The organism is Microcoleus sp. AT9b-C3, from assembly GCF_036705485.1.
Lineage (GTDB): Bacteria > Cyanobacteriota > Cyanobacteriia > Cyanobacteriales > Microcoleaceae > Microcoleus.
In genome coordinates, this window is record NZ_JAUBUR010000007.1 from 105,869 (window position 1) to 131,230 (window position 25,362).

20 protein-coding genes and 1 riboswitch are annotated in these 25,362 nt (G+C 44.5%); of the genes, 15 read left to right on the plus strand and 5 right to left on the minus strand.

Annotated features, from left to right (window positions below):
* The first annotated feature begins 4 nt into the window (after positions 1 to 4).
* From QUB77_RS08950 to QUB77_RS08990, 9 genes are all read left to right on the plus strand, one after another.
* Positions 5 to 1,429 carry a response regulator gene (locus QUB77_RS08950; RefSeq protein WP_333171497.1) on the plus strand — a complete coding sequence of 475 codons (1,425 nt, stop codon included), beginning with the start codon at positions 5 to 7 and terminating at the stop codon, positions 1,427 to 1,429.
* A gap of 210 nt (positions 1,430 to 1,639) precedes the next feature.
* On the plus strand, positions 1,640 to 2,032 hold the full coding sequence (locus QUB77_RS08955; RefSeq protein WP_333171499.1) for a response regulator: 393 nt from the start codon (positions 1,640 to 1,642) through the stop codon (positions 2,030 to 2,032).
* Positions 2,029 to 4,599, plus strand: a complete 2,571-nt coding sequence (locus QUB77_RS08960) for a response regulator (protein WP_333171501.1) — start codon at positions 2,029 to 2,031, stop codon at positions 4,597 to 4,599. Before QUB77_RS08955 ends, QUB77_RS08960 begins: the two co-directional genes overlap by 4 nt.
* Complete coding sequence (locus QUB77_RS08965) at positions 4,574 to 6,232, plus strand: adenylate/guanylate cyclase domain-containing protein (protein WP_333171503.1); 1,659 nt, start codon at positions 4,574 to 4,576, stop codon at positions 6,230 to 6,232. Before QUB77_RS08960 ends, QUB77_RS08965 begins: the two co-directional genes overlap by 26 nt.
* Before the next feature lie 194 nt (positions 6,233 to 6,426).
* Entirely contained in the window at positions 6,427 to 6,942 is a 516-nt protein-coding gene (locus tag QUB77_RS08970) for a DUF1499 domain-containing protein (RefSeq protein WP_333171505.1), read from the plus strand.
* 395 nt (positions 6,943 to 7,337) lie between these two features.
* Positions 7,338 to 8,195, plus strand: a complete 858-nt coding sequence (locus tag QUB77_RS08975) for a DUF2382 domain-containing protein (RefSeq protein ID WP_333171507.1) — start codon at positions 7,338 to 7,340, stop codon at positions 8,193 to 8,195.
* 220 nt (positions 8,196 to 8,415) lie between these two features.
* Complete coding sequence (locus QUB77_RS08980; protein WP_333171509.1) at positions 8,416 to 9,309, plus strand: DUF2382 domain-containing protein; 894 nt, start codon at positions 8,416 to 8,418, stop codon at positions 9,307 to 9,309.
* Positions 9,310 to 9,599: 290 nt separating this feature from the next.
* On the plus strand, positions 9,600 to 10,085 hold the full coding sequence (locus QUB77_RS08985; RefSeq protein ID WP_333171511.1) for a glutathione peroxidase: 486 nt from the start codon (positions 9,600 to 9,602) through the stop codon (positions 10,083 to 10,085).
* Positions 10,086 to 10,577: 492 nt separating this feature from the next.
* Positions 10,578 to 11,039, plus strand: coding sequence for a VOC family protein (locus QUB77_RS08990; RefSeq protein ID WP_333171513.1), 462 nt, complete (start codon positions 10,578 to 10,580; stop codon positions 11,037 to 11,039).
* Between the two features lie 70 nt (positions 11,040 to 11,109).
* Here QUB77_RS08990 and QUB77_RS08995 read toward each other — a convergent pair whose 3' ends face one another.
* The 4 genes from QUB77_RS08995 to QUB77_RS09010 form a co-directional block, all read right to left on the minus strand.
* Complete coding sequence (locus QUB77_RS08995; RefSeq protein WP_333322940.1) at positions 11,110 to 13,695, minus strand: PAS domain S-box protein; 2,586 nt, start codon at positions 13,693 to 13,695, stop codon at positions 11,110 to 11,112.
* Between the two features lie 131 nt (positions 13,696 to 13,826).
* Positions 13,827 to 14,138, minus strand: coding sequence for a hypothetical protein (locus QUB77_RS09000; RefSeq protein WP_333171517.1), 312 nt, complete (start codon positions 14,136 to 14,138; stop codon positions 13,827 to 13,829).
* 508 nt (positions 14,139 to 14,646) lie between these two features.
* Positions 14,647 to 16,785, minus strand: coding sequence for an ATP-binding protein (locus tag QUB77_RS09005; RefSeq protein WP_333171519.1), 2,139 nt, complete (start codon positions 16,783 to 16,785; stop codon positions 14,647 to 14,649).
* Positions 16,786 to 16,932: 147 nt separating this feature from the next.
* Positions 16,933 to 17,277, minus strand: a complete 345-nt coding sequence (locus QUB77_RS09010; protein WP_333171521.1) for a slr1659 superfamily regulator — start codon at positions 17,275 to 17,277, stop codon at positions 16,933 to 16,935.
* Positions 17,278 to 17,716: 439 nt separating this feature from the next.
* Here QUB77_RS09010 and cynS point away from each other — a divergent pair, with 439 nt between their 5' ends.
* From cynS to QUB77_RS09040, 6 genes are all read left to right on the plus strand, one after another.
* Entirely contained in the window at positions 17,717 to 18,160 is a 444-nt protein-coding gene (gene cynS / locus QUB77_RS09015) for a cyanase (RefSeq protein ID WP_333171523.1), read from the plus strand.
* 227 nt (positions 18,161 to 18,387) lie between these two features.
* Positions 18,388 to 19,770: an ATP-dependent protease ATP-binding subunit ClpX gene (gene clpX / locus QUB77_RS09020; protein ID WP_006631585.1), complete on the plus strand. Its 1,383-nt coding sequence runs from the start codon at positions 18,388 to 18,390 to the stop codon at positions 19,768 to 19,770.
* Between the two features lie 140 nt (positions 19,771 to 19,910).
* Positions 19,911 to 20,057: riboswitch (cobalamin riboswitch) on the plus strand.
* A gap of 22 nt (positions 20,058 to 20,079) precedes the next feature.
* Positions 20,080 to 20,490: a DUF1636 domain-containing protein gene (locus QUB77_RS09025; RefSeq protein WP_333322942.1), complete on the plus strand. Its 411-nt coding sequence runs from the start codon at positions 20,080 to 20,082 to the stop codon at positions 20,488 to 20,490.
* Positions 20,491 to 20,636: 146 nt separating this feature from the next.
* The gene (gene cobW, locus QUB77_RS09030; RefSeq protein WP_172185239.1) at positions 20,637 to 21,671 is read left to right on the plus strand and encodes a cobalamin biosynthesis protein CobW; all 1,035 of its coding nucleotides are present in this window, start codon (positions 20,637 to 20,639) and stop codon (positions 21,669 to 21,671) included.
* A gap of 249 nt (positions 21,672 to 21,920) precedes the next feature.
* Entirely contained in the window at positions 21,921 to 22,892 is a 972-nt protein-coding gene (locus tag QUB77_RS09035; protein WP_333171536.1) for a GTP-binding protein, read from the plus strand.
* Between the two features lie 241 nt (positions 22,893 to 23,133).
* Positions 23,134 to 24,222: a WD40 repeat domain-containing protein gene (locus QUB77_RS09040; protein WP_333171538.1), complete on the plus strand. Its 1,089-nt coding sequence runs from the start codon at positions 23,134 to 23,136 to the stop codon at positions 24,220 to 24,222.
* A 261-nt stretch (positions 24,223 to 24,483) separates the two neighbouring features.
* On the opposite strand, the gene QUB77_RS09045 is transcribed toward QUB77_RS09040, so the two are convergent.
* Complete coding sequence (locus QUB77_RS09045) at positions 24,484 to 25,320, minus strand: metal ABC transporter permease (protein WP_333322945.1); 837 nt, start codon at positions 25,318 to 25,320, stop codon at positions 24,484 to 24,486.
* Between the last annotated feature and the right edge of the window lie 42 nt (positions 25,321 to 25,362).

A 25,362-nucleotide genomic window follows, 5' to 3' on the forward strand; every position in this document is an offset into this window, starting at 1 on the left:
CCCGATGACTTCAACTTTACCTAAAACCAATCGAGCTAATATTTTAGTAGTGGACGATACCCCAGAAAACCTGCGGCTGCTGACAGGAATTTTGAGCGAAAAAGGCTATCAAGTTCGCCCGGTACCCAATGGCAAGCTAGCATTGTCGGCAGCTCAAAAAATACCCCCGGATCTAGTGCTACTGGATATTATGATGCCGGAAATGGACGGCTATCAAGTTTGCCAGCAACTCAAAGCTTCTGAAATAACCAAAGACATTCCTGTTATTTTTATTAGTGCGATCAATGACGTGCTAGATAAAGTTAAAGCTTTTGCAGTTGGCGGAGTTGACTTTATTACTAAACCGTTTCAGGTTGAAGAAGTTTTAGCCCGGATAGAAACTCATTTAAAAATTTGTTCACTGCAACAAACTTTGCAAGAAAAAAATCAAGATTTAGCAACGGCCCTCCACCAACTGCAAGCCACCCAAGAGCATTTGATTCAATCGGAAAAAATGGCAGCCCTGGGACAACTGATTGCCGGCATTGCTCACGAAATCAATACCCCCCTGGGCATTATAGGTTCCTCTATTAATAATATAGCTAATTTTTCCGACGACTTTTTAGAGAAATTTCCTCAAATTTATCAAGAACTTTCTGACGAAAGCAAAGCTTATTTTTTAGCTTTACTGTACAGAGCCACCCATCAAGAAGTTTTATTCACAAGCAAAGAGAAACGCAAATTTAAGCAGCAGTTGACTGGCGATTTGATGGCAGAATCTGTTGAAAAGCCGGAGGAAATTGCGGATACTTTAGTTGACATGGAAATCTACGAAAAAATAGAAGAATTCTTGCCGCTTTTTAAATCGCCGGATTGGGAAGTAGTTTTAAATAGTGCTTACCAGTTTGCGAGCTTTAAAAAAAGTATTAGCCTGATCCAAAGAGCAACAGCGAAGTCGGGAAAAGTAGTATTTGCCCTAAAAACCTACGCTCATTTTGATAGCAAACAAGAAAAAGTCCAGGCGAACTTGCACGATGGCATTGAAACGGTGTTAACCCTTTATCAAAATCAACTGAAACACGGTATAGAAGTAGTTAAAAATTATGGAGATTTACCCGAAATTATGTGCTATCCCGATGACTTAAATCAAGTTTGGACTAATCTCGTTCATAATGCCCTGCAAGCCATGGATTATAAAGGTATTTTGATGATTGAAACTCGGCAGCAAGAGGCAAATATTTTCCTCAAGTTTACTGATAACGGCAAAGGTATTCCTTCAGAAGTTATTCCCAAAATTTTTCAGCCGTTTTTTACGACTAAATCTGCGGGCGAAGGTAGCGGTTTGGGATTGGATATTGTGAGAAAAATTGTGGAAAAACACGAAGGCACAATCGCTGTAGATTCTGTACCGGGGCAGACAACTTTTACAGTCTCGCTGCCTATTTATTAAACAAAACTTACCTGCAGGGGGCTGATTCCCGGTGACACCCGTCGCTGTCTCGCTGATAAATACAAGATTTATTACAAGAAACCGGGTTTATCTTCGGAAGTCCTATTAAAATAAGATAGGGGGCAGATATCCTGCATCGTTGCCGGAAATCAATAATGTAAAAGCAAGTCATGTGGGTAAACCTACTAAAATTTAAGCAGAGAGGAAAAGATGAATAAGCCTGTAATTCTTTGCGTTGACGATGAACCCGATATCTTGAATACTCTCAAGATTCAGCTCAAAAATGAATTTAAAAATGATTATTTTTATGAATTAGCTGAAAGTGGTGATGAAGCTTTAGATTTACTTGAGGAGTTTCAAGAAGAAGCTGAGGTGATTGTGGTTGTTTCTGATTGGCTGATGCCGGGAATTAAAGGGGACGAACTTTTAATTAAAGTTCACCAAAAATATCCTAAAATTATTAAGGTGATGTTGACAGGACAAGCAGATGCAGCGGCTGTTCAGCGGGCAGTAGAAGAAGCAGATTTATACTGTTGTTTGTACAAACCCTGGGAAAGCAAAGACTTAATAGAGACTATAAAATCTGGGCTGGCTAAGTTATGAAAAAACCTGTGATTGTTTGTATTGATGATGAACCTGACGTTTTGAATAGTTTAAAGATTGAACTGAAAAAGGCGATCGGCGATCGGTGTATAATTGAAACCGCTGAAGGGGGGGCTGATGCTTTAGAGTTGCTGGCAGATTTGCAGGCAGATGAATACGAGATTGCTTTGGTGCTTTCCGATTATATCATGCCGGATATTAAAGGGGATGAACTGCTCAGAAGAATTCACGAAAGCTCGCCGGAGACGCTGACGATTATGCTAACGGGGCAAGCAGATTTGGAAGCCCTGAGCAATGCTATAAAGTATGCTAAATTGTACCGTTATATCCCTAAACCTTGGCAAAATGAAGACTTAAAATTAACGGTAGTGGAAGCAGTTCACAGTTATTTGCAAGATCAAAAGTTAACAGATGAAATTCATAAACGCCAAGAAGTAAACGAGGAGTTAAAGCTAGTAAATGAGGCCCTGTCTGCGAGTGAAAGCCGCCTGAGTCAATTTTTAGAAGCTTTGCCAGTGGGGGTATCTGTTTATCATCCCGACGGCTCGATCGCCTATTTCAACCAGGCAGCGCGGGATTTGCTGGGTGCAGACACTATCCCGGAAAGCACTGCGGAACAATTAGCAGCCACTTATCAGCTTTATGTTGCCAATACTGATGAGCTGTACCCCTCGGATAATCTGCCAATTTTGCGCGCACTGAAAGGAGAATCTGTCAAGGTTGACGATGTAGAAATCCGTCAAGATGGCAAAAGAATTGCGATCGAGATCAATACCACGCCGATTTTTGACGCTAACGGAAATATTGTTTATGCGATCGCAGCTTTTCAAGATATTAGCGATCGCAAACAAGCCGAAAAAATACTAGCAGAATACCACCACACCTTAGAAGCCCAAATTGATGAACGCACAGAACAACTGCAACAAGCTGCATTAGCTGCTGAAGCAGCAAACAAAGCTAAAAGCACGTTTATTGCCAATATGAGCCACGAGTTACGCACCCCTCTCAATTCTATACTCGGCTTTGCACAAATCATGGAACCCAGCCCGGATCTTACTTTCGAAAACCGAGAAAATATGAGAATTATTCGCCGTAGTGGCGAACACTTGCTGACCTTGATCAATGAAGTCTTAGATTTGTCAAAAATTGAAGCGGGGCGGATGACACTCAACCCGAAAAACTTCGACCTCTACCGCTTGCTTGACGATTTGCAAGATATGTTTCAACTGCGGGTACATAATGAAGAATTGCAGTTGCATTTCCAGCGCGAGGCTGACGTTCCTCAGTACGTGCGAACCGATGATATTAAACTGCGGCAAGTGCTGATTAATCTTCTGAGTAATGCGATTAAGTTTACCCAAAAAGGCGAAATTATCTTAAGAGTTACAAAGTTACAAAAATCAGGTTTTTTGGATTTATTGGATAGTCCCACAGCTTGCTTTGATACCACAAGAAGTATTCGGGATTTTTCAAGAACTAGCAGTGATTTTGCGAATGTTGAATGCAGCCCTGATGTTGAGGACTTAACTGTGCCTAGTTTTTTCCTTCTCTTTGAACTTGAAGATACAGGAGTTGGCATTGCTCCCGAAGAATTGGGCAATATTTTTAAGGCTTTTGTGCAAACAGCTTCCGGTCAAAAAATTCAGAAAGGCACGGGTTTAGGATTGAAGATCAGCCGTCAATTTGTCCGCCTGATGGGAGGAGAAATTGTCGTAGAAAGTCAACTGGAAGTCGGTACTACTTTTAAATTTGAAATTCCTGTCGGTGCAGTTGATGCTGCTGAGCTTCCCGATCCGCAACTTAACCGCGAAGTTAGTGGGTTGGAACCCAATCAACCGTGCTACCGGATTTTAATTGTGGACGATCGCGAAGACAACCGCCAACTTTTAGTCAAAATGCTTTCTCCTTTGGGTTTCGCGGTGGAACAAGCCACCAACGGCCAGGAAGCAATAGAAATGTGGGAAAATTGGCATCCGCACTTAATTTTGATGGATGTGCGAATGCCAGTGATGGACGGCTACGAAGCTACTAAACAAATTAAGGCTAGAATTAAGCAGAGAGAGCAACCGCAGCAAGGAAATGGGGAAACGAATATTTCCCATCTCGACTCCCCGATTCCAAAGATTATTGCTTTGACAGCTAGTACAATTGAAGGAAGGCAAGCGTTTGCTTTATTGGTCGGCTGCGACGATTTTATTAGCAAACCTTTCCGCAAAACAGATATATTTGATACCCTGACCAAACATTTGGGGGTTAAGTATCTCTACTCTAACTCAACGGATTTTATCTCAATAGGCGATCGCAATAATTTATCTGGCTCCATCCCTAATGCTGCGCTTGCTTATTTACCTAGACTTCCCGCACAATGGATAGACAACATAAAGCAGGTAATCCGCAGTGCTGATTTTGACTTAATTGTCAGGACAATCGACGAAATAAGGGAGCCTCATCCTGAATTGGCGGAAATCCTCCAGGGTCATCTCGATAATTTTGATTACCAGAAAATTCTCAATTTAATTGCCGAGGCGGAGGAATCAGATAATGCAGATGAAGGCGGAACAAACTGAAAACTATCAAGCAGATATTTTAGTAGTTGACGATACGCCAGATAATCTGCGTTTGTTGATTAGAATTTTGCAAAAAAATGGCTATAAAGTTCGACCTGTTACTAATGGTTTTTCGGCGTTAGATGCAATTCAATCTAGCCCCCCCGATTTGATTTTGCTTGATATTATGATGCCGGATATTGACGGTTACGAACTATGTAAAAAATTAAAAGCACAATCGCAATTTAGGGAAATTCCCATCATTTTTCTCAGTGCGCTAGAAGAAGGAATAAATAAAGCAAAAGCTTTTGAAGTGGGCGGAGCAGATTATATTACCAAACCTTTTCAGGTGAAAGAAGTATTGGCGCGAGTGAGCAATCAACTTACTGTGCGTTTATTGCAAATGCAATTGCAAGAAAAAAATCAAAAATTGACCGCTCAAAATATCCAGTTGCACCAGGAAATCGCTGAACGCCACCAGGTGGAAATGGAAACAAGATTGCTGCTGCATGCCACTCAAGCTATTGGCAAATCTGAGGATTTTGAGTCGGCTATAGATGTGATTTTAGGTTTAATTTGCCAAACTATTGAATGGAATCTGGGCGAAGCTTGGATTCCTGGCAGTGAGGGCTTTTTAAAATGCGCTACAGGCAGGTACGTCAGCGACTCCAGTTTTGCCGCATTCCGACAAACCAGTTGGCAGTTGATTTTTGCTCCCGGTGTGGGACTCCCAGGTAGGATTTGGCAGTCGCAGCAGTCTGAATGGATCGATGATGTTTCTACCGCACCGGAACAAGTTTTTTTACGCGCGGAAATTGCGGTTAGTGTGGGATTGAAAGCGGCTTTTGGGGTGCCAATTTTGGCCGACAACCAAGTGTTAGCTATTTTGATTTTTTATCGGGAAAAAGTTCTGCAATGTCAGCCGCGCTTGTTGGAATTAGTGAGCGCGGTTGCTACGCAGCTAGGTTCGCTGATTCAGCGGAAACAAGCTGAGGCAGCGCTGAAATTGCAGCAAGAGCAAACAGAGAAATTGCTGCTGAATATTTTACCGAAACCTATTGCAGAGCGCTTACAAAAAGAGCAAAAGTTGATAGCGGAGCATTTTGATGATGTGAGCGTCTTGTTTGCTGATTTGGTGGGTTTTACAGAGTTTTCGGCTCACAAAAGTCCGACGCAGTTGGTAGAAATTTTGAACGGGATTTTCTCTGAGTTCGATAGGTTGTCTGAATTGCACGGGTTGGAAAAGATTAAGACGATTGGGGATGCTTACATGGTGGTTGGGGGTTTGCCGACGCCGCGGGAGGATCATTCTGAGGCGATCGCACTTTTAGCTTTGGAGATGCAGGCAGCTTTGAGGAGGTTTAATGCCAAAATGGGAGAAAATTTTCAATTGAGGCTCGGAATTCACAGCGGTTCGGTGGTGGCTGGAATTATTGGGATTAGTAAATTTAGCTATGATTTGTGGGGAGATACTGTTAATGTTGCTTCACGCATGGAATCTAACGGATTGCCTGGTAAAATTCAAGTGACAGCGGCGACTTACGAGCGTTTGAAAGAGCAGTTTGTTTTGGAAGAACGGGGTCATATCCCGGTTAAAGGTAAAGGAAGAATGCTGACTTACTGGTTAATTGAAGAACAAAAAAAATCTTTTTAAATTTTAGAGCTCAATTTCAATTAATATGAAAAGTAGACCAAATCTGCGTTTGCCATACCCTTTATGATTCGGCGGTTGAAACCGCTACTATACAAACGAAGTCTGCGTCTGCCTTCGCAGACTAAGAAATAAAGGGGGTATTTAAGCCGGATTTGGTATTATATGCAACTTGCACTTTCTGGAGGGCTAATCCTTTGCAAACAGTTGAAACAAAATCGCCGACAGCGTTGAAAAGAGTCCTAGTTATTTTAATATCACTGCTAGCAGTAGCGGTACTGTCGATCGCTACTTTTATCGCTATACCCGGAGAAAAAACAATGTTTGCTGGAACAAGACCTGCCAATATCGGGATTCAGTCAGGAAAACTCGCAGCGTGCCCGAGTTCCCCCAACTGCGTCAGCAGCTTCAGTCAAGATGCCGAACACAAAATTGAGCCTTTGACCTACACTTCGTCCCAGAGTGAAGCGATGGTAAAGCTAAAAGGGGTAATCGAGTCCTATGGAAAAACTAAAATTATCACGGCAAGTGATAATTACCTCTATGCCGAGTTCACCAGTGCTTTGATGGGGTTTGTTGATGACGTTGAATTTTTGGTAGATGATGCAGCAAAAGTCATCCATGTGCGATCGGCTTCCCGTCTGGGACAGTCGGATTTGGGAGTTAACCGCAGTCGGATAGAAGCTATCAGAACTCAATTCAATCAACTCTGAACTGAAAATTTCTAACTTTCCCGAAGCTCCTCTTCTGCAAGATGAGGGGCTTTAATTGTTGCCCATCACTATACTATGTAATGTTGATTTGTCACCAGCTAGTTAACAATTATTAACAGTAGGCACACCACAAAGGAGTCTGCCGCAGAGGGAGTAGGACACAGCAATGCCGTGTTCCTACGGATGGCTTTGAGTTTTAATACTTGTTATCAGATTGACGATTGTAGAGTTTTACAATCTTTAAAATAGCTGAGCGCGCTAGCACACAAGCAGAGATGCCGTAGTATTCCTATAGTATTAAACAACCTAAATTATACACTTCTGACTTTAGGGAGAGGGAAGTTAGCGAATTAATTTCTACTATTAATTTAAGTAGAGCAAAGAGGAAAAAACACATGGCACTTCAAAAATTAGCAGATTTTTATCCTAACTATCAGGAAGAAATCTTTGCTGGAGATGACATCAAGGGATTTGATGTTTATGCTGGCGACTCTGATGAAAAAGTAGGCACGGTTTATGACGCTTTGGTTGATGACACTGGTCGTTTCCGCTATCTGGTAATTGACACCGGTATTTGGATTTTTGGCAAAAAAGTATTGTTGCCAATCGGCTCGGCTCGCTTCGACTACGGAGCCCGTCGCGTCCACGCCACAGGTCTTCGCAACAAAGCTCAAGCAGAACAATTGCCGGCTTACAATGAATTAGAATCAATAGATTACGATCGCGAAGAACAGGTAAGAGGCGTCTACCGCAATCAAGGAACTGCCGCTGCCACTGCAACTCCTGCTAGCTACGATCGCAGCAGCTACAGCTACGATATGGACCGCCCCCTCTACGACACCAACGAACAGCAGCACCAAAATCTCAAGCTTTATGAAGAACGCTTGATTGCCAACAAACACCGCGCAAAAACAGGCGAAGTAGCAGTTGGCAAGCGCGTGGAAACTGAAACAGCGCGAGCTTCAGTACCCATTGAAAAAGAACGAGTCGTAATCGATCGAGTAACCCCGGTAGAAGCGGGTCGAGTAGTTTCAGTCGGTGAGGCTGACTTCCAATCAGGGGAAGTTGCACGCATGGAAGTCTACGAAGAAACTGCCGACATCCACAAGGAAGCTTTCGTGCGCGAAGAAGTCAACGTCAGAAAAGAAGTTGTTCGCACCACGGTTGAGGGCGAAGAAACCTTGCGTCGTGAAGAATTAGACGTTAAGACTGATGGAACTGCGGTTGTAGATAATAAAAATAACAAGATCTAAACCAACCGCAACAGATATTGCATAGGAATGGCGCCTTAATGGCATAATTCAGTCACCGCGCAGGTTTGATTGGATTGGTAACATGGCACAATTCCTATGTGAGCGGCGGGGGGGGTACAAAACTTGTCTAGTTTTGGCAAAGTTGATGCACTTTCCCCGCCTTTACCAATTTCCCCTTACCACTTCATAATAAAAATCCCTAAGCAGGAAAGTTTAAAAAATGAACGGTCAAGCATCAGCAGAAAAGATAGCAACTGCCCAATCAATAACCCGTCTCAACCGGGTGCCTGAAAAAGTCAGAACTAAGCTAAAAAGTTTTACCGTCAAAGACAACAAAGGTCACTTGGTAGGCAAAGTTAAAGATGTCTATTTTGATGCTAAAGGTCAGTTAAACTTTGTGGTAGCCGGGCTAGGTAGCGAAAATCCCCGCACTTTTTTATTAAGTATTAAGCTGCTCAAAAAAGTAGATTATCACCAAAAGTCGCTGTTTGTAACTATTAATTCGGCTCAAGTCGATATGCTGCCGGTAGTGTCTGCCAACGGCTCGCATCCGTATTTAGAAAATGCCTCTGAACCGGATAGTGAATTTAGCAATAGTGAGTTAACAAATCCCTCAACAGTTATGTCAAATCTAACAGATGCCGATCGCACAGATGCAAATTGGGAGACAGATCGGGATGAGGAAAACTTGGATATTGTCGATCAAGAAGTAATTCGCCTGCTAGAAGAACGATTGGTGATCAATCGCAGCAAGCGCAAAGTCGGCGAAGTGATAGTGCGTAAAGAAATTGAAACTCGGATGGTACAAGTACCCATCCAGTGGGAAAAGCTGATTGTCGAACAAGTCGGCGACGATCCGAAGGTGTTGGCAGAAATAGATTTAGGTGAGGGAAACATCACCGGTATAGATTTGACCGAGATTAAGAGCGATCGCCATGAACCGACAGTTAAGGCGGAATTTACCTCTGTGCAGAAAGCTAGCAAAATCTTAAATTCGATCGCCTCTCAGCCCCGTCACGGTTGCGTCAAAGTTCGCCTAGAACTCGTTCTCGAAGACAAGCAACTTGAGGATACTTACCAAAAATGGATGACGGAACACCACTCAGAGAGTTAAAATATTCGTCCTTTTCGGTGTAGATTTTAGCTATTAGCGAGAAACTTAAATCTAATAGCTGACTGTGGCGATAGATGCTGTGGGGAAAGTTCACCGCCATCTACTAAGATCGTGTTCCGTAAATTAACCGTGATTTTGCTAGAGGCGGGTTCACCAATATCTCTAATATAAGCCCGATATCCGTAAACCCGCCCCGACCGGGATATTTTAATTTTTAGCGATCGACCTCTCGACAAAATTGTAACGACTTGCGGTAAAATTGTGGTGGTCAAATTTAAAAGTATTTGAAAATGCCCAGCACAATCTCCGACATTAAAGTAAAAACGATCGCAGGCGAAGACAAGCAGCTAGGAGAGTACGCTGGCAAGGTACTCTTGATAGTTAATGTAGCCTCGAAATGTGGCTATACACCTCAATACAAAGGGCTCGAAGAATTGAGCCAGAAGTACAGCGCGGCTGGACTCCGTGTTTTAGGATTTCCCTGCAACGACTTCGGAGGTCAAGAACCCGGAAGTAATCCAGAAATCGTCAATTTCTGTACTACAAAATACGGCGTCACCTTTGAATTATTTGACAAAGTACGCGCTAAAGGTACTCAGCAGCACCCGCTATACGCTAAGCTTACGAGTGCAGTCGATCCCAAGGGTGAGGTTTCGTGGAATTTTGAGAAATTCTTAGTTAGCAAACAGGGTGAAGTGGTGGCCAGATTCCGCAGCAGTGTTGGCCCCGATTCGCCAGAACTAATCGCTGCTATTGAGCGAGAATTAGCAAAATAAGAAGTTCGGCAACTAAGCTGTGTAGAGGATGTAACTGATTTAACGGATGGATGTTTAGGGAAGACGGAAGAAATTAATAGGCTTTTTTTCTAATAAATTGAGAGCTAATTTTTTTCTTCTGATCTTCCCCATTGTGTGCAAGCACTCAACCATGAACAAATACCGATGATTGTATTTAATTGGAGAACAGTTTAATTTCATGGAAAATACATCGGGATTAGATTTAGTTGTAGGTGTACTTGCTTTCGCAATTCTTGCAGGCGGTATAGTCATGTTATTTGTAGGCATGGCATCCTTTCCTAAAGAATAATAATACTAAGGGATAGTATGTGCGATCGCACAACTCGAATAAAAGTGTTGGTAGTGAGGACTTCAGTTATCCTAGAAATTGGAGGACTGCACTCCTCACTACCAACTTAAAATGCTTATTTTACAGGACACCCTCTGAATAAATCAAACTGCATTCAATTTGAACATTCGCAATTGACAATCATGCAAACTACCGAAAACAACGTCAAAATTGTCCTCGCGCCGGGGAATTTGCGCCGCGTTCACCATATCGCTTTAAACGTGCGCGACATGAAAGCTTCCCGGCACTTCTACGGTACAATTCTCGGCCTCCACGAACTAACAGGTGCAGAAATTCCCGCAACTTTAACAGAAATGGTAGCCGCTGGTAAAGTCGCGAATTTCGTTACCCCTGACGGCACTGTTATTGACTTATTTTGGCAGCCAGACTTGGAACCGCCAAACCCAGACCCGGAGAAAGCTTTTACCCGCGCCAACCACTTAGCCTTCGACATCGAGCCGGCTTTGTTCGATCGCGCTCTGGAAGTGCTAAAGTCAAATCAAATTGCGATCGATAGCGGCCCCGTCACTCGCGCTACAGGACGCGGCATTTACTTTTACGATCCTGATGGATTTATCATCGAAATCCGTTGCGATCCAGTTTAAACAGTCGCTATCGGGTTCTCGGTAGTCCGGGTGTACCCTACATTTACTCTTTGGCTCGCCGTGAGTAGTTTTATTGGCCGTCTTGGCTAATAGGTTGCTTCGGCCAAGTAAACCGAAAAGTTGCTCCCTCACCTTCGGCAGATTCCAGGGAAATACTGCCTCCTTGACCTTCGACAATTTTTTTCACAAGCGACAAACCAATCCCAGTATTTTCAACTTTATCGCGAGCTTCCAAGGTCTGAAAAATCACAAAAACTTTATCGTGATATTGAGGAGCAATCCCCGGCCCGTCATCCTCTACAGAAAACTCGTAAAAATCATCTAACTCTTTAACCGAGATTTTTACGTAACCGGATTCAGCTCGGTTGTGCTTAATTGCGTTGCTAATTAAATTAGAAAAAACCTGCTGTAGCGGCAATTTTTCGGTCACAAAAGCTGGCATTCCCGGTTCAACTTTCACCTCAAATTCAGACGGCGGCGCCAACGAATCAATAATTTCTGCTAATAATTTCTCAACTTTTACCATTTCTGAAGGCACTTGAATCCGTCCGACGCGCGAATATTGCAGCAGTCCCTCAATCAAACCTTCCATCCTGTGAACTCGGCCGCGCAGCAGGTTCATTTGGTGCAGAGTATCCTCTGTCATCGACTCGCTGAGGTCTTCTTCTATCCAACTGCTGAGATTGGCGATCGCCCTGAGTGGCGCTTTCAAATCGTGAGAAACTACATAAGCAAACTGGTCTAATTCTTGATTCCGCTTTCTTAAACTATTCGTCGTTTGAGCCAGATTTTGCGCCGTTAACCTCAATTCTTGAGCGCGCAACCGCAGCGATTCCTCAGCTTGTTTGCGTTCCCTAATATCTTCTATCACAGCCATCAGAAATTGACTGCCATCTTGTTCTCGCAACAGCGAAACCGTTAAGTTTGCCCACACTAACTCTCCGTCTTTGCGGATGTAGCGTTTTTCCAGAGAGAAATTTTCAATTTCTGCTGCTAACAATTGGCGCAAAAGTTCCCGTTCGCTTGCCAAATCTCCAGGCCAAGTAATATCCTGAAATCTTTTCTCCGCCAATTCTTGGCGGCTGTAGCCCAAAATATCGCAAAGTTTTTGATTGACTAACAGAAATTTGCCTTCTACACTTGCTTGGGCCATGCCGACTGCCGCCTGCTCAAAAGTAGCGCGAAACCGCTGCGCGCTTTGGGCTAAAGCAATTTCTGAGCGTTTGCGATCGCTAATATCATTGCTAATTTCCAAAATAGCAACTGGTTGATCTTGATCGTCGTACTGCAAAGTCCACCGGCTTGCCACCGTTATTTTTGTGCCATCTTTCTTGGTTCGCACCAGTTCTCCTTGCCAAGAACCCTGCTCGAAAAATATTTTTTGAATTACCTCAAAAGGTTGGCTCCATTCTGTTTTTAAAAGCTGGTGAATATTTTTTCCTATTGCTTTCGACTTCCGCCAGCCGTAGAGCCACTTTGCGCCCGAATTCCAATAAGAAATTGCCCCGTCCAAGTCTAGTACCGCGATCGTATCGTTTGCCAAATCCAGCATTTGCGCTTGCTTCCGCAGAGTTTCCTCGGCTTGTTTCCGTCCTCTGGCATCGCGGCAAATTGCAATAAACAAGTGTTGATTTGCCAGACGCATTTCGCTGATAGCTAATTCCATCGGAAACTTAGTTCCGTCGTGGCGAATTCCAACTGTTTCTTGCTGGTAAGTCTTCAGCGTAGTATCTGGATGTAACACAAAATATTCGACCGAATAATCCCCCACGCTGCTGTACGGCTGCGGTTGAGCTATCAGTCGCCGCAGGTTAGAGCCAATTATTCGATCGGCTTTCTCGCCAAAAATGTTTTCTGCTGCCCTATTAAAAGACTCAATATTTCCCCGCTCGTCCAAAGTAATAATCCCGTCAGCCGCATTGTCTACCACAGCTTGAATGCGACTTTTAGTTTCTTCCAAGCCCGCTTCCCGCTTCCTCAATTCCTTCTCTAAACTATCCAATAAATACCAGGAAGCCCCCGCACCCAAACAGCCGAAAAGCAAACCAGCAACTTGCACAAAATTAGTGAAATCTATCAAACCTCGTCTTTGCTGATCTAGATCTTTCTGGTAGGCTTCGCCGACATTAGCAAACACATTAATTTGTGCGCGCAGGTTATCTCTCCTCAGTTTGCCTTGAGTGAACACCTCAATTATTTCCGGCGACTGCACGCTTGTTGCCGAACTGTCGAGCTTATTCCAAGTGTTTTGCAAGAAATTTATATGCTGTTCGGTACTTTTTTTTATATCTTCAAATCGCTGAGCTTGCAGTTTGTTTTGTTGAACCATCACCTTGAGTTCAGCCAGTAGGGAAGGCAAACTCTTCTGGGCTTCTAAGTAGGGTGAGAGAAATGCGCGACGCTTCGTCAACCCGTAACCTCGAATGCCCGTTTCCGCATCCACCACGAGGGTTAACAAGCGGTTAGTTTCCTGAAGTATTGCCCTATTAGTATCTGCTCGCTCTCTTATCTGTAGGGTAATCTCCCGGAGGCGTGCAATTGCTAGCAGCGAAGCAAACAGAAAAATAATGGGGATAGCAATGATGACTGTTCCCTGCTGGCGAATTGGTCGGTCTGTCCATACAAAGTGGAGGCAGCGATCGAGCAAATACTTCACGGATATTGAAGGAGAAAGTTTGCTGCCAGTATATCACTTGTTGGCAGTTGAGGCGATGAATAAGTTTGTTTTATTTGGTTTAACGAGCGCCGGGGACTAACCGTGGAAACTAGATTAGACCCCTAGGATAGCTATCTGCTGACACTAACAGCAGATTTTTTGGCACGGTGTTTAAACTGAGGCAGGGAGAAAGAAAGAACTTTTTTCGACACCGAGACAGCAGGCGAAGCAGAAAGGATAGTTTCTGCTTTACCTTCGTTTTCGCCTTCGGCTTCTGCTTTTAAACTAGAATCTGTTTCACAAGTGTTTGGAACACTTGTAACTACAGTAGTCCACCTGCCTGTAGCCGGATCGCGATAACAAGTAAAAGGGTTTATTTTTAGCGGTTGACTGCAAGGTTTAATCATGTAGATGCACTCCTTTGATTCTGAGAAATTGTGCATTGCTTTCAGCAGCAATGCTATCTCGCCCGTAGAAGCAGTATGAAGGCAAAAAGCAGAATTGTGTTTCTGCGTCCAGAGACTTTTGAAACTTCCTGATTTCCTGTTAAATTTTGCCTTCTACTGCTTCGCGACCATAGCATTACTTTTACCAAATTGCCTTTCTGGAAGCAACCCCCCACCGCCTTAATTAGGTTGAGGTGGGACTTGTGAATGCAGCGAGGCGCCCGATCGTGCCTGCAGGACAATCTTGGAATAATATAGGTATTCTAGGCTGAAAAAAAATGCTACTGTGTGATCGACAACAGAGGTTGAGCGCGATCGGTGTCACAATTAAAAAGGGAATGGGTAATTGGTAATGGGTAATGGGGAAGGGGAAAATTGGTTATGGGGAAATTATTCCATCTTTTGCTATGGGTTGAATCCGTTAAATCCGGTACACAATTCCTGGAAAAACCCCCACCCGTTAAATCCCTTAAATCCGCTACCTTCCTAGTTGCCCAACTTGCTTCTAACTAATATCAACTTTTGTCTTTAAATGAACAGTAAAAGTAGAGCCAACACCCAATTCACTCTCCACAGTGATATCGCCGCCCATCATCTGGCAAAACAAGCGGCTAATTGCCAATCCTAAACCGGTGCCACCGTACTTGCGAGTAGTCGAAGCGTCCCCTTGAATAAAAGGTTGAAACAAACCCTGCTGCTGTTCGGCCGACATTCCAATCCCGGTATCAGATACCTGCAAATAAACCCAATCGCTGTCGCCTGCTGGTTCGCGAGTCGCGCTCAACAGCACCGTTCCACCTTCGGTAAACTTCAGGGCATTCGAGAGCAAATTGAACAGAATTTGCCGAACTTTAGTCAAATCTGCATACATCACTCCCAAATTTTCAGAGCAAGAAACTTGCAATTGATTGTGATTTTTTTCGACCAAAGGGTGCAAAGTTGCAACGACTTCTTCTATTAAATTACTCAGATCAAATTTCTCTAAATAAAGCTCCATCCGACCGGCTTCTATCTTAGAAAGGTCTAGAATATCGTTAATTAAAGTCAGCAAGTGTTTGCCGGCGTTATAAATTTTTTGGGTATCGGGAATGATCTCTTCGAGTCCCGATTCCCGTGCTTCTTCTTGTAGCATTTCGCTGTAACCGATAATCGCGTTGAGTGGCGTCCGCAACTCGTGGCTCATATTGGCTAAAAAAGTGCTTTTAGCTCTCGAAGCTGCTTCAGCTTTGTGTAAGGCTTCTTGCAAGGCTATTTCGGCTCTTTTGCGCTCGGCAATTTCGATGCGGAGCAGTTTATTGGCAGCGGTGAGTTGAGCGGTGCGCTGATCGACGGTCATTTCTAGCTGCGCTTTGGCTTTGGAGAGTGCTTCCTGAGCCCGCTGGCGCTCAAATCCTTCGATCGCCAGCGCTACCAAATTTGCCAAAGAATCAGCGAAGGTGCGCTCCTCCAGAGCCCACTGGCGGGGTGCGCCGATATGTTCGAGAGAGAGGATGCCCACGATCTGGCCGCCGAGCCTAATTGCTACATTTAATATGGATGAATTCGGCTTGCTGGCATTTGGCAGCACAGCGGAATGTTCGGCTAGCGAAGATGAATGGGACAAATTTGTTTGTAGAGAGTTTTGAGTCTTGGTCGTAGGTTCTAAAGCAGTGTCCGATCGCAAATTTTCGCCCGGTGTGTCGCCTTCAACATCTAAACTTGATAAATTTAAATCGCTTGCCGATATGGACTCCCGGCTCAAATGATTCTCTTGGCTGCGATCGTACAAGTCGAGACAAACTAATTTGAGGTTGGGGATTTTAAACTTAGAATGATTCACCCCCTCGTGTTGCTCTGGGGTAGCAGCCTCTGTACCGAGTGCCTCTGTTTGGTTTTGGGCGAGCACTCTCTCGGTAAAATTTAGCTGGGGATCTGTGGGGTAGCGAGTTCCAAATCCTCCATGGTTGTAAAGCCAGACGCTGACTTTTTCCACATCCAAAGTCCGGGCTGCAGCCTCAGTAATTTCGCGAATTCCCACATTCAGGGCACCGCTATTGAGAGTCCTCTGGCGACCTAGCTGCAACAAAGCCAAACTCTGGCGGCGGAGACGCTTTTCGCTCTCTTGGAGGGTTTGTTCTGCTTCCTTGCGCTGGGTGAGGTCGTACAAGACGCACAAAGCCGTCTGCTGCCCGTTAAACACCAGCGACTGAACTGAGATCATCGCCCAGAAAGCAATGCCGTCTGATTTTTTGCAGTGGATTTCGTAGTTTTGGAGGTATCCCTCTTGAGCAAGTGCCTCAAGTACCTTGGGGCGATCGGCGGGGTTGAAGTAAAAGTCTGGAGTGCTGCAGCCGATCAATTTTTCTAGGGGTATGTTCAGGAGAGAAGCCAATTGAGCGTTCGCATACAGAATTAAGCCGTCACAGAGGCGAGAAACTAATATCGGCACGGGAGTTGCCGAGGCGATCGCCCGAAACTGCTCTTCGCTTGAACGCAGGGCCAACTGAGCTTTGCTCAGCAAGTGAGCTTCCATCGTATCTGAATGTTCGGTGGTAGTCTCCAGCAAAATTTCTAGGTCAACCTTTTCGCGCTTCAAGTTTTCAAGTTCCGCACTCAGCCGCTGAACGTCGAAAAGTAGCTGTTCTGTCGAGGGTTCTTCCTGCATAGCAATTGAAAATTGGTAATTTTTAGTCGGTTGTGAAGTTTTTTAGGGTTTTGTGCTAGTTTAACTATGACTTATTCCGATTAACTTCAGCCACCCTCATCCTGGTTCCCCGACTTAGCCGGGGATTTATCTTTACCTTTTTCGTTGCTATTCGAATTCTAAGTGCAAGGAAGGCATCAGCCGCTGCAAGTTCTTCAGGGATTTGAGCTGCCAGGGGATCTGTTTAGAACCTTTGATGGCGATTTGAATATTTTTTTGCTGGCGCACTTTGATCACAAATTTTGAGACAATATTAATTCCAGAGCTATTTAAAAATTCTAGCTTTCGCAAGTCTAGAGTCACCGTATTTGGGCAGGAGTCAGCCACTTCGTTGAGCAGATCGACGATCGGTGCGTACTCTTCCACCTGGCTGAGTCGGAACGAGCCGCTACAGGTGACTGTTTGCGTAGCGCGATCGTACTGGATCGTGTAATCTCTGGTCTGAATCTCCATACTTTTGTCAGTTGCCGGTTTTGAGTGGTAAAGGGGCTTTGGCTGCGTGAGCGATGATTGAGCTTCAGGCTAGCACGATCAAAATTCAGCCGTTTGCCGAATGCCGAAGACCTTTGCGTGTGTAACTTTTATTACATATACTGCCAACTGTACCATTGCCACAGGGCCGTTATGAGTTATTTTATGATTTACCAGTTGTAAGACCAGTTGGAAAAAAAAATGCAACTGTTGACTCGCTCTCAACCCTAGTAGTCATCAGTCATTGCTAATCTAACATCTCAAATCTCAAATTCTATGAGTTGCGGGGGTTAAGGAGACCTACTTTTGCTGAAGTTGCGAGCTATCAATTCGACTTTTTTTCTCAAGTTAGTATTGACAAAATTACCAAAATGTGAGAAATATTTCACATCTGACACAGAACTGAAGGGGAGAATATTTAATGGCAATTTCAGGAATTACAGAAAAGCTTTTGGCGGCTAAAAAAGCTAAGGGAATTAGTTTTGCAGATTTGGAAAAAGTTTTGGGGCGCGACGAAGTTTGGATTGCCGCAGTTATTTACCGTCAAGCTACCGCATCAGAAGATGAAGCCGAGAAAATTGTCTCGGCTTTGGGACTAGATAGCGAGACGGCTGCGGTTCTCTGTGAACCTCCGTTAAAAGGTTCTTTGGATGCCTCCGTTCCAGTTGACCCTTTGATTTATCGCTTCTATGAAATTATGCAGGTTTACGGGATGCCGCTCAAAGCAGTGATACACGAAAAATTTGGTGACGGGATTATGAGCGCGATCGACTTTACTTTGGATGTCGAGAAAGAAGCAGACCCAAAAGGCGATCGAGTGAAAATAATTATGTCGGGAAAATTTTTGGAATACAAAAAATGGTAAGCCCGTGCGGCTTTACTTTCAAGTGAAAATTAAAAATTCAAATTGGCTCGAATGACTCAGGACTAATGACTGAAGCCTCAAAAGTGTTAACTTAGAAATAGAGATCGCGAAGCTTGACTGGCTTGGGTGTCCGATCGGGAAACCCTTCTAGGGCAAAGCTAAGGTCGCTCCCGCGGCAACTTCCCCAGTAGAAACAAGCAACCGCAACCGTAAAGTAAGAGGCAAATATGTCAAAATATGACTCCCATCTCAGATGCTCGTTTTGCGGCAAGTCGCAAGAGTACGTCCGCAAGTTAATAGCTGGGCCCGGCGTCTACATTTGCGATGAATGCGTGGAACTGTGCAATGAAATTTTAGAGGAGGAGTTCTTTGACTCCAGTAAAACAATTGGTCAACAGATTCCCCAATCAGAGGTGCGAGAGTCTCAGGGACAAGGAACACGGCGTCCGGGTCGATCGAACAAATCGAAAATTGTTTTAGCTCAAATTCCGAAACCAACAGAGATTAAGCAGCATTTAGACAACCACGTCATCGGCCAGCATTCAGCAAAAAAAGTCCTTTCTGTAGCAGTTTATAACCACTACAAGCGCTTGAGCGTTGACCAAGCTAAAGATAGCGACAAGTCTTCTCCTGACAGCGATGTAGAACTGCAAAAATCCAACATCCTCCTAGTCGGGCCGACAGGTTGTGGCAAAACTTTGTTAGCGCAAAGTTTGGCGCAAATGCTCGAAGTGCCGTTTGCGGTAGCCGATGCAACGACACTGACTGAAGCTGGATATGTCGGCGACGATGTAGAAAATATCTTGCTGCGGCTGTTGCAAATGTCAGATTTTGATGTCGAAGCGGCGCAGCGCGGCATTATTTATATTGATGAAATTGACAAGATTGCTCGCAAAAGCGAAAACACTTCGATCACTAGGGATGTATCGGGAGAAGGAGTGCAGCAAGCGCTGCTAAAAATGTTGGAAGGAACAGTGGTTAATGTTCCCCCGCAAGGCGGCCGCAAACATCCTTACCAAGATTTTATTCAAGTTGACACTAGCAAAATTCTATTTATTTGTGGCGGTGCTTTTGTCGGTTTGGAAAAAATAGTTGAACAGCGTTTGGGTAAAAAATCCTTGGGCTTTATTCAGCCAACGGAAAGCGACAGCAACTCGACTTTGCCGGCGAAAGACAAGCGGGCGGCTGATATTTTGCAGCAGGTACAGCCGGACGATTTAGTCAAGTTTGGTTTGATTCCTGAGTTTGTCGGGCGGATTCCGGTGGTGACGGTGATTTCGCCGCTGGATGAGGCAGCTTTGATGCAGATATTGACCGAGCCCCGGAATGCGCTGGTGAAGCAGTATCAAAAGCTGTTGAAGATGGACAGCGTGGAATTGGAATTCCAGCCGGAAGCGCTACGGGCGATCGCCCAAGAGGCCTACCGCCGCAAAACTGGCGCCAGAGCTCTTCGCAGCATTTTAGAAGAGTTAATGCTGGATGTGATGTACGAGTTGCCTTCTCGCAAGGATGTGGCTAACTGTATGATTACTCCTGAAATGGTCGAGAAGCGATCGACTGCCGAATTGCTGTGGCATCCCGCATGGCGCAAACAGCACGAAACTGCATAATTGATAATCTGTAAACTGCCGGTGGGGCACCCTACAAACTACTAAACCAGCCCCAGATTTATCCCTGGGGTGGCTTTCTCCAATCTGAAATCTAAAATCTAAAATCTAAAATCTAAAATCGATTGGCGGCAAGTGTGATAGGATTTGATTTCGCGATCGGTTCTAGCGGGGAGCAGCCGCTAGAGGAAACGGGGAAAGTTCGGTGCAAGTCCGGCGCTGTCCCGCAACTGTAATGAAACCGTTGTGGTTTCTCAAGTCAGAATGCCCGCCGATATCTAACTCACTTTTGAACGCATCTGCGAGGTACGGATGATGGATGGAATTAATGCGGCTGTACGCACCAAGCACAGTCTACTTGTTTGCACTGCTTGCGCTAGTGTTTGGAAAAACGGCAAGCGAGAAGGCAAAAGCGGCGGTCAACAATTTATGGAAGACTTATCGCAACTCGCTCAAAATTGGGAGTTTTCTGATAAATTTGAGATTCAAGAAGTTGAGTGCATGAGTGCTTGCAGTCACTCTTGTGCGGTGTCTTTTGCTGCTGTTGGAAAGTACACTTATTTGTTTGGCGATTTACCAGCAAATGAGCCGAAAACTGCGGAAGCTGTACTCGAATGCGCGGGTCAATACTATGCTAAACCAGACGGTTTGTTGCCTTGGTCTGAGCGTCCTGAAGCTCTCAAAAAAGGCGTTTTAGCAAAAATTCCGCCGCTGGGAAATTAGAACTAGGAATTGCGCCAAATACTTCTATGTAGGGTGTGCATTGCCCATATTACCATTAATTTATGATGTGCAATGCGCGCCCTACCCGCTAAAGAATGGTGCGCAATGCGCACCCTACGGTACATCTCAACCGGACAAAAAATTTAATGCACAAAATCCCTGTAACTGTCATCACTGGTTTTCTCGGTAGCGGCAAAACTACCTTAATTCGCCACTTATTGCAAAATAATCAAGGTCGCCGCATTGCTGTTCTGGTGAACGAATTTGGCGAAATTGGTATTGACGGAGAATTGCTGCGCGATTGTCAAGTTTGCGACGAAGAAGAAAATGTCAGCAGCAATATTGTTGAACTAACAAATGGTTGTCTTTGCTGCACTGTTCAAGAGGAATTCTTGCCGACTATGCAGGAATTGTTGAAGCGTAGAGAACAAATTGATTGTATCTTAATTGAGACTTCTGGTCTGGCACTTCCTAAACCTTTGATTCAAGCTTTTCGCTGGCCGGAAATTCGCACGGGTGCTACTGTAGACGGTGTGGTTGCTGTTGTCGATTGTGAAGCTGTTGCTAGCGGTACTTTTGTCGGTGATATCGATGCTTTGATGGCACAGCGGCAAGCTGATTCTAGTTTAGATCACGAAACTCCGATCGAGGAATTGTTTGAAGACCAGTTAGCCTGTGCCGATATGGTACTTTTAACGAAGGTCGATCGCGTAGATGCGGAAACTCACAAGAAAGTCCAAAGCTGGTTGCAGCAAGAGTTACGTCCAAGTGTAAAAATTGTGCCTTGCAAAGGTGGCGAAATTAACCCTGATGTGCTCATGGGATTTAATGCGGCGGTTGAGGATGATTTGGAGTCTCGCCCGAGTCACCACGACACTGAGGAGGAACACGAACATGATGATGATATTAACTCGACTTTCTTTATTGCCGATCGCGAATTTGAACCTGAAGCATTGGTGAAAAAACTGCAATCGTTGATGCAGCAGGAGGAAATATATCGGATTAAAGGGTTTGTGGCGGTTCCCAAGAAACCGATGAGGATGGTGTTGCAAGGTGTGGGTTCGCGCATAGAATATTTTTACGATCGCCCTTGGCAACCTTCGGAACTCCGTCAAACCAAATTAGTGCTGATCGGTCGAGAGTTAGAGCGCGATCGAATTGCAGCTATGATTAACAATTAATTGTCATGAGTCATTAGTCATTAGCCACGCACGCTGACCTCAGAAACCGGGTTTCTTCCTATATTTCTCGTTCCTGTTCCCAAAACTCGTAGAAACCCGGTTTCTAGCCCTATGAGTAAGCTCTGAACCAAAGACTGCGTATTCCTGTAGTTAAAAACTCTTAACATTTTTTAATAAACTTGCTACTAGCAGCAAGTTTGGTGTAAAATAGCGATAATGGTTATCATTGTACAATAATCGAGGTCAAGTATGGTGACTGCTGGGGCGATCGAATCAGTTCCTGTTACCGTTCTCACGGGTTATCTCGGCGCAGGCAAAACTACGCTACTGAACCGCATTTTAACACAGGAACATGGCAAAAAAGTTGCAGTCATCGTCAACGAATTTGGCGAAGTAGGCATCGACAACCAACTGATAATTGATGCCGACGAAGAAATTTTTGAGATGAACAACGGCTGCATTTGCTGTACAGTGCGGGGTGATTTAATTCGGATTATCGGCAACTTGATGAAGCGGCGCGACAAATTCGACCACATAGTCATCGAAACCACAGGTTTAGCCGACCCCGCACCCGTAATTCAAACATTCTTTGTAGACGAAGATATGCGGGACAAATTGTTGCTAGACGCAGTTGTCACGGTAGTCGATGCCAAGCACATCTGGCAGCACTGGGACGCCGACGAAGCTCAAGAACAAATTGCCTTCGCTGATGTACTTTTGCTCAACAAAACTGATTTAGTAACTGAGGAAGAATTGGCAGAGTTAGAAAAGCGAATTCGCGGCATGAATGCAATGGCAAAAATCCACCGCACCCGCAACGCCGAACTAGAAATGGAAGCGTTGTTAGGCGTTAAAGCATTTGATTTGAACCGGGCATTAGAAATCGAACCAGACTTTTTGGGCGAACACGAACACGAACATGACGAAACTGTTACCTCAGTAGCAATAGTCGAATCCGGCGCCATTGACGGCAACAAATTTAGCGATTGGATTGAGGAATTGTTGCGAACTCAAGGCCCGAATATTTTTCGCACAAAAGGCATTTTGAATGTCACCGGAGACAACAAGCGATTTGTTTTCCAAGGAGTACATATGGTGTTCGATGGCCGGCTAGATAGACCTTGGAAAGCTAATGAAACTCCGAAAAACGAGCTTGTATTCATCGGTCGCAATTTAAACGAAAATCAATTACGAGAGGATTTTCGGAAATGTCTGGTTTAACTGACATATTGAAGCATTTTTAATCAGCCTTTTAGGAACAGGCAAGATGCCTGTTCCACAAGAATAAAATTCATTTCTTGTGGAAGGGAACAGGCAAGATGCCGGTTCCACAAGAATAAAATTCATCTCTTGTGGAATGGAACAGGCAAGATGCCTGTTCCACAGGAATAAAATTCATTTCTTGTGGAATGGGCATCTTGCCCGTTCTTAAGAAGAGTACAACATCTCAGATTCAATAAATATGGGTAACGAAAAGACAAATAAAAGTGAACAAACTCTGGAAATTCATGCCGAAGCCATGCTGTCTGACTACGTAACTGCTGTTACTTGGTCGCCGGATGGCACAACTGTAGCAGTCTGTTCCGCTGCGGGCGAAGTGATGCTGGCGGCAGTAGGGGCAGTTAATGAATTGTCCTTGCAAACGCTACAAACTGCCACGGGTAAATCAGCCGATTGCTTGTCTTTTTCCCGCGACAGTCACTTTCTAGCTGCTGGCGGACAAGATGGAAAAGTGCGAATTTGGCGCGTTAATTCTGGGGAATTAATTGCTGATTTGGACAACCAGCGTGTCTGGGTTGATAAGTTAGCTTGGAGTCCCAACTGCAACCAGTTAGCTTTCAGTATGGGCCGCTACGTTCAAGTCTGGAATGCTGAGGATAAGGTTGTTGAAGTAACGCTGAATTTCGATTCATCATCTATCCTCGATTTAGCATGGCATCCTATGGTTCAATATCTGGCAGTTAGCGGCTATCAAGGCGTCAAAGTTTGGCATGGCGAAGACTGGGACGAAGACCCGGAAATTTTATCAGTCCCCTCTGCAACAGGTGCAATTTCTTGGTCGCCACAAGGGGAATATTTAGCTTGTGGCAATATGGACAATACTCTCATTGTTAATGAATGGGGCAATTTTGAACCGTGGGTAATGCAGGGTTTTCCGGGGAAAGTTCGGGAGTTAGCTTGGTCGGATAAAACTAATTCTTTGGGGGCACCTTTGTTAGCTGCTTCGAGTTCTCAAGGCATTTCTGTCTGGGAAAGAGACGCTGATGAAAGAGTCGGTTGGGATTCTTGGGCGTTAGAGGTGCATGAAAATGTGGTAAATGCGATCGCCTTTCAACCTAGCACATTTTTATTAGCTTCCGCAGCCGCAGATGGTCAAGTTTGTTTGTGGGGGGAAGCAGAACAATTGCTGCAAATTCTAGAAGGTGCAGAGGGCGGTTTTTCCTGTCTTGCATGGCATCCCGAAGGCCAGTTTCTGGCCGCTGGCGGCTGTGGAGGTGAATTGCTGGTTTGGTCAAAGTCTATGCGCGGCCAAGGCTTCGGGCGGCGCTAAGTGGGCATAACGGGCGCACCTGTTTGACCAAAAGATAAAAATTGAAAACTTGCTCTTGACAAAATGCTAGATTACAATACCATTTTAGTGGCTGCACTATCCTCAAAGGCGATCGACAATTATCACCCAGCAGCAATTTCTCGAACAACTAAACACTATTATCGACCAAAACCACCTGCTGAAATACTCGTTCTACTAAATGTGGAACGAAGGTAAACTCGACCTCGCCATCGCACAACAGATAGAGTGCGTCTAGGACTGTTATCCTCTCTTTCTTGTCAAAATTCCTTGACTGGGACTGAACAGCAAAGCCCCTAAAAATAACCCAAAAATAACTAATACAATTGCCGCCCCAGAGGGCATATTAAAATAATAGCTGAGATACATACCAGTCACGCTAGCTATAATCCCAATAATTGCTCCTAATCCCATCATTAAATGTAGCTCTTTTACCAACAAATATGCCGTTATTCCCGGCCCGATTAACAGCGAAATTACTAACAGCGCCCCCACAGTTTGCAAACTCGCAACAATCGTCAGCGTAATCGCCGAAATCATCCCCAAATAAATCCAGTTTACCGGCAAACCGGACGCTTGCGCTCCTAGTGGATCAAAAGTATAAAATAGCAGTTCTTTGTAAAGGAGTTTAACCGCTACCAAAATTATCAAAGTTATAACAAAAGTCTGCTGCACGTCCGTCGGTGCAACGGATAAGATATTCCCGAACAAAAAACCGTCTAAGTCTAATTTGGTTGTCCGTAACAGGCTAATTAGGGTGACGCTAATTGCTAAGAATGTAGATAAAATTAATGCCATCACAGCATCAATTTTTAGGCGCGATTGTGATTGAATCCACGCCATAATTACCGCGCTGATAATTCCCGATATAAACGCGCCGATGGAAATATTGAAACCTAAAGAAAAAGCCACCGGCAGTCCTGCTAATACTGAATGGGCAATCATGTCAACCATCATTCCCATTTGCTGTACAATTAAGTAGGAGCCGACAACGGCGCAGAGAATTCCTAGCAAAATGCCGACGGCGATCGCATTTCGCATGAACTCGAATTTTAGTGGCTCAATTAGTAGGTTTAACATTGAATTAGGTCAATAATAGGATTTTTTCAACTACAATCAACT

Bases quoted from the DNA above. Each gene is read 5' to 3' on its own strand.
- QUB77_RS08950 (WP_333171497.1), top strand. From the start codon at position 5: ATGACTTCAACTTTACCTAAAACCAATCGAGCTAATATTTTAGTAGTG.
- QUB77_RS08955 (WP_333171499.1), top strand. From the start codon at position 1,640: ATGAATAAGCCTGTAATTCTTTGCGTTGACGATGAACCCGATATCTTG.
- QUB77_RS08960 (WP_333171501.1), top strand. From the start codon at position 2,029: ATGAAAAAACCTGTGATTGTTTGTATTGATGATGAACCTGACGTTTTG.
- QUB77_RS08965 (WP_333171503.1), top strand. From the start codon at position 4,574: ATGCAGATGAAGGCGGAACAAACTGAAAACTATCAAGCAGATATTTTA.
- QUB77_RS08975 (WP_333171507.1), top strand. From the start codon at position 7,338: ATGGCACTTCAAAAATTAGCAGATTTTTATCCTAACTATCAGGAAGAA.
- QUB77_RS08980 (WP_333171509.1), top strand. From the start codon at position 8,416: ATGAACGGTCAAGCATCAGCAGAAAAGATAGCAACTGCCCAATCAATA.
- QUB77_RS08985 (WP_333171511.1), top strand. From the start codon at position 9,600: ATGCCCAGCACAATCTCCGACATTAAAGTAAAAACGATCGCAGGCGAA.
- QUB77_RS08990 (WP_333171513.1), top strand. From the start codon at position 10,578: ATGCAAACTACCGAAAACAACGTCAAAATTGTCCTCGCGCCGGGGAAT.
- QUB77_RS09000 (WP_333171517.1), bottom strand. From the start codon at position 14,138: ATGCACAATTTCTCAGAATCAAAGGAGTGCATCTACATGATTAAACCT.
- QUB77_RS09005 (WP_333171519.1), bottom strand. From the start codon at position 16,785: ATGCAGGAAGAACCCTCGACAGAACAGCTACTTTTCGACGTTCAGCGG.
- QUB77_RS09010 (WP_333171521.1), bottom strand. From the start codon at position 17,277: ATGGAGATTCAGACCAGAGATTACACGATCCAGTACGATCGCGCTACG.
- cynS (WP_333171523.1), top strand. From the start codon at position 17,717: ATGGCAATTTCAGGAATTACAGAAAAGCTTTTGGCGGCTAAAAAAGCT.
- clpX (WP_006631585.1), top strand. From the start codon at position 18,388: ATGTCAAAATATGACTCCCATCTCAGATGCTCGTTTTGCGGCAAGTCG.
- QUB77_RS09025 (WP_333322942.1), top strand. From the start codon at position 20,080: ATGATGGATGGAATTAATGCGGCTGTACGCACCAAGCACAGTCTACTT.
- cobW (WP_172185239.1), top strand. From the start codon at position 20,637: ATGCACAAAATCCCTGTAACTGTCATCACTGGTTTTCTCGGTAGCGGC.
- QUB77_RS09035 (WP_333171536.1), top strand. From the start codon at position 21,921: ATGGTGACTGCTGGGGCGATCGAATCAGTTCCTGTTACCGTTCTCACG.
- QUB77_RS09040 (WP_333171538.1), top strand. From the start codon at position 23,134: ATGGGTAACGAAAAGACAAATAAAAGTGAACAAACTCTGGAAATTCAT.
- QUB77_RS09045 (WP_333322945.1), bottom strand. From the start codon at position 25,320: ATGTTAAACCTACTAATTGAGCCACTAAAATTCGAGTTCATGCGAAAT.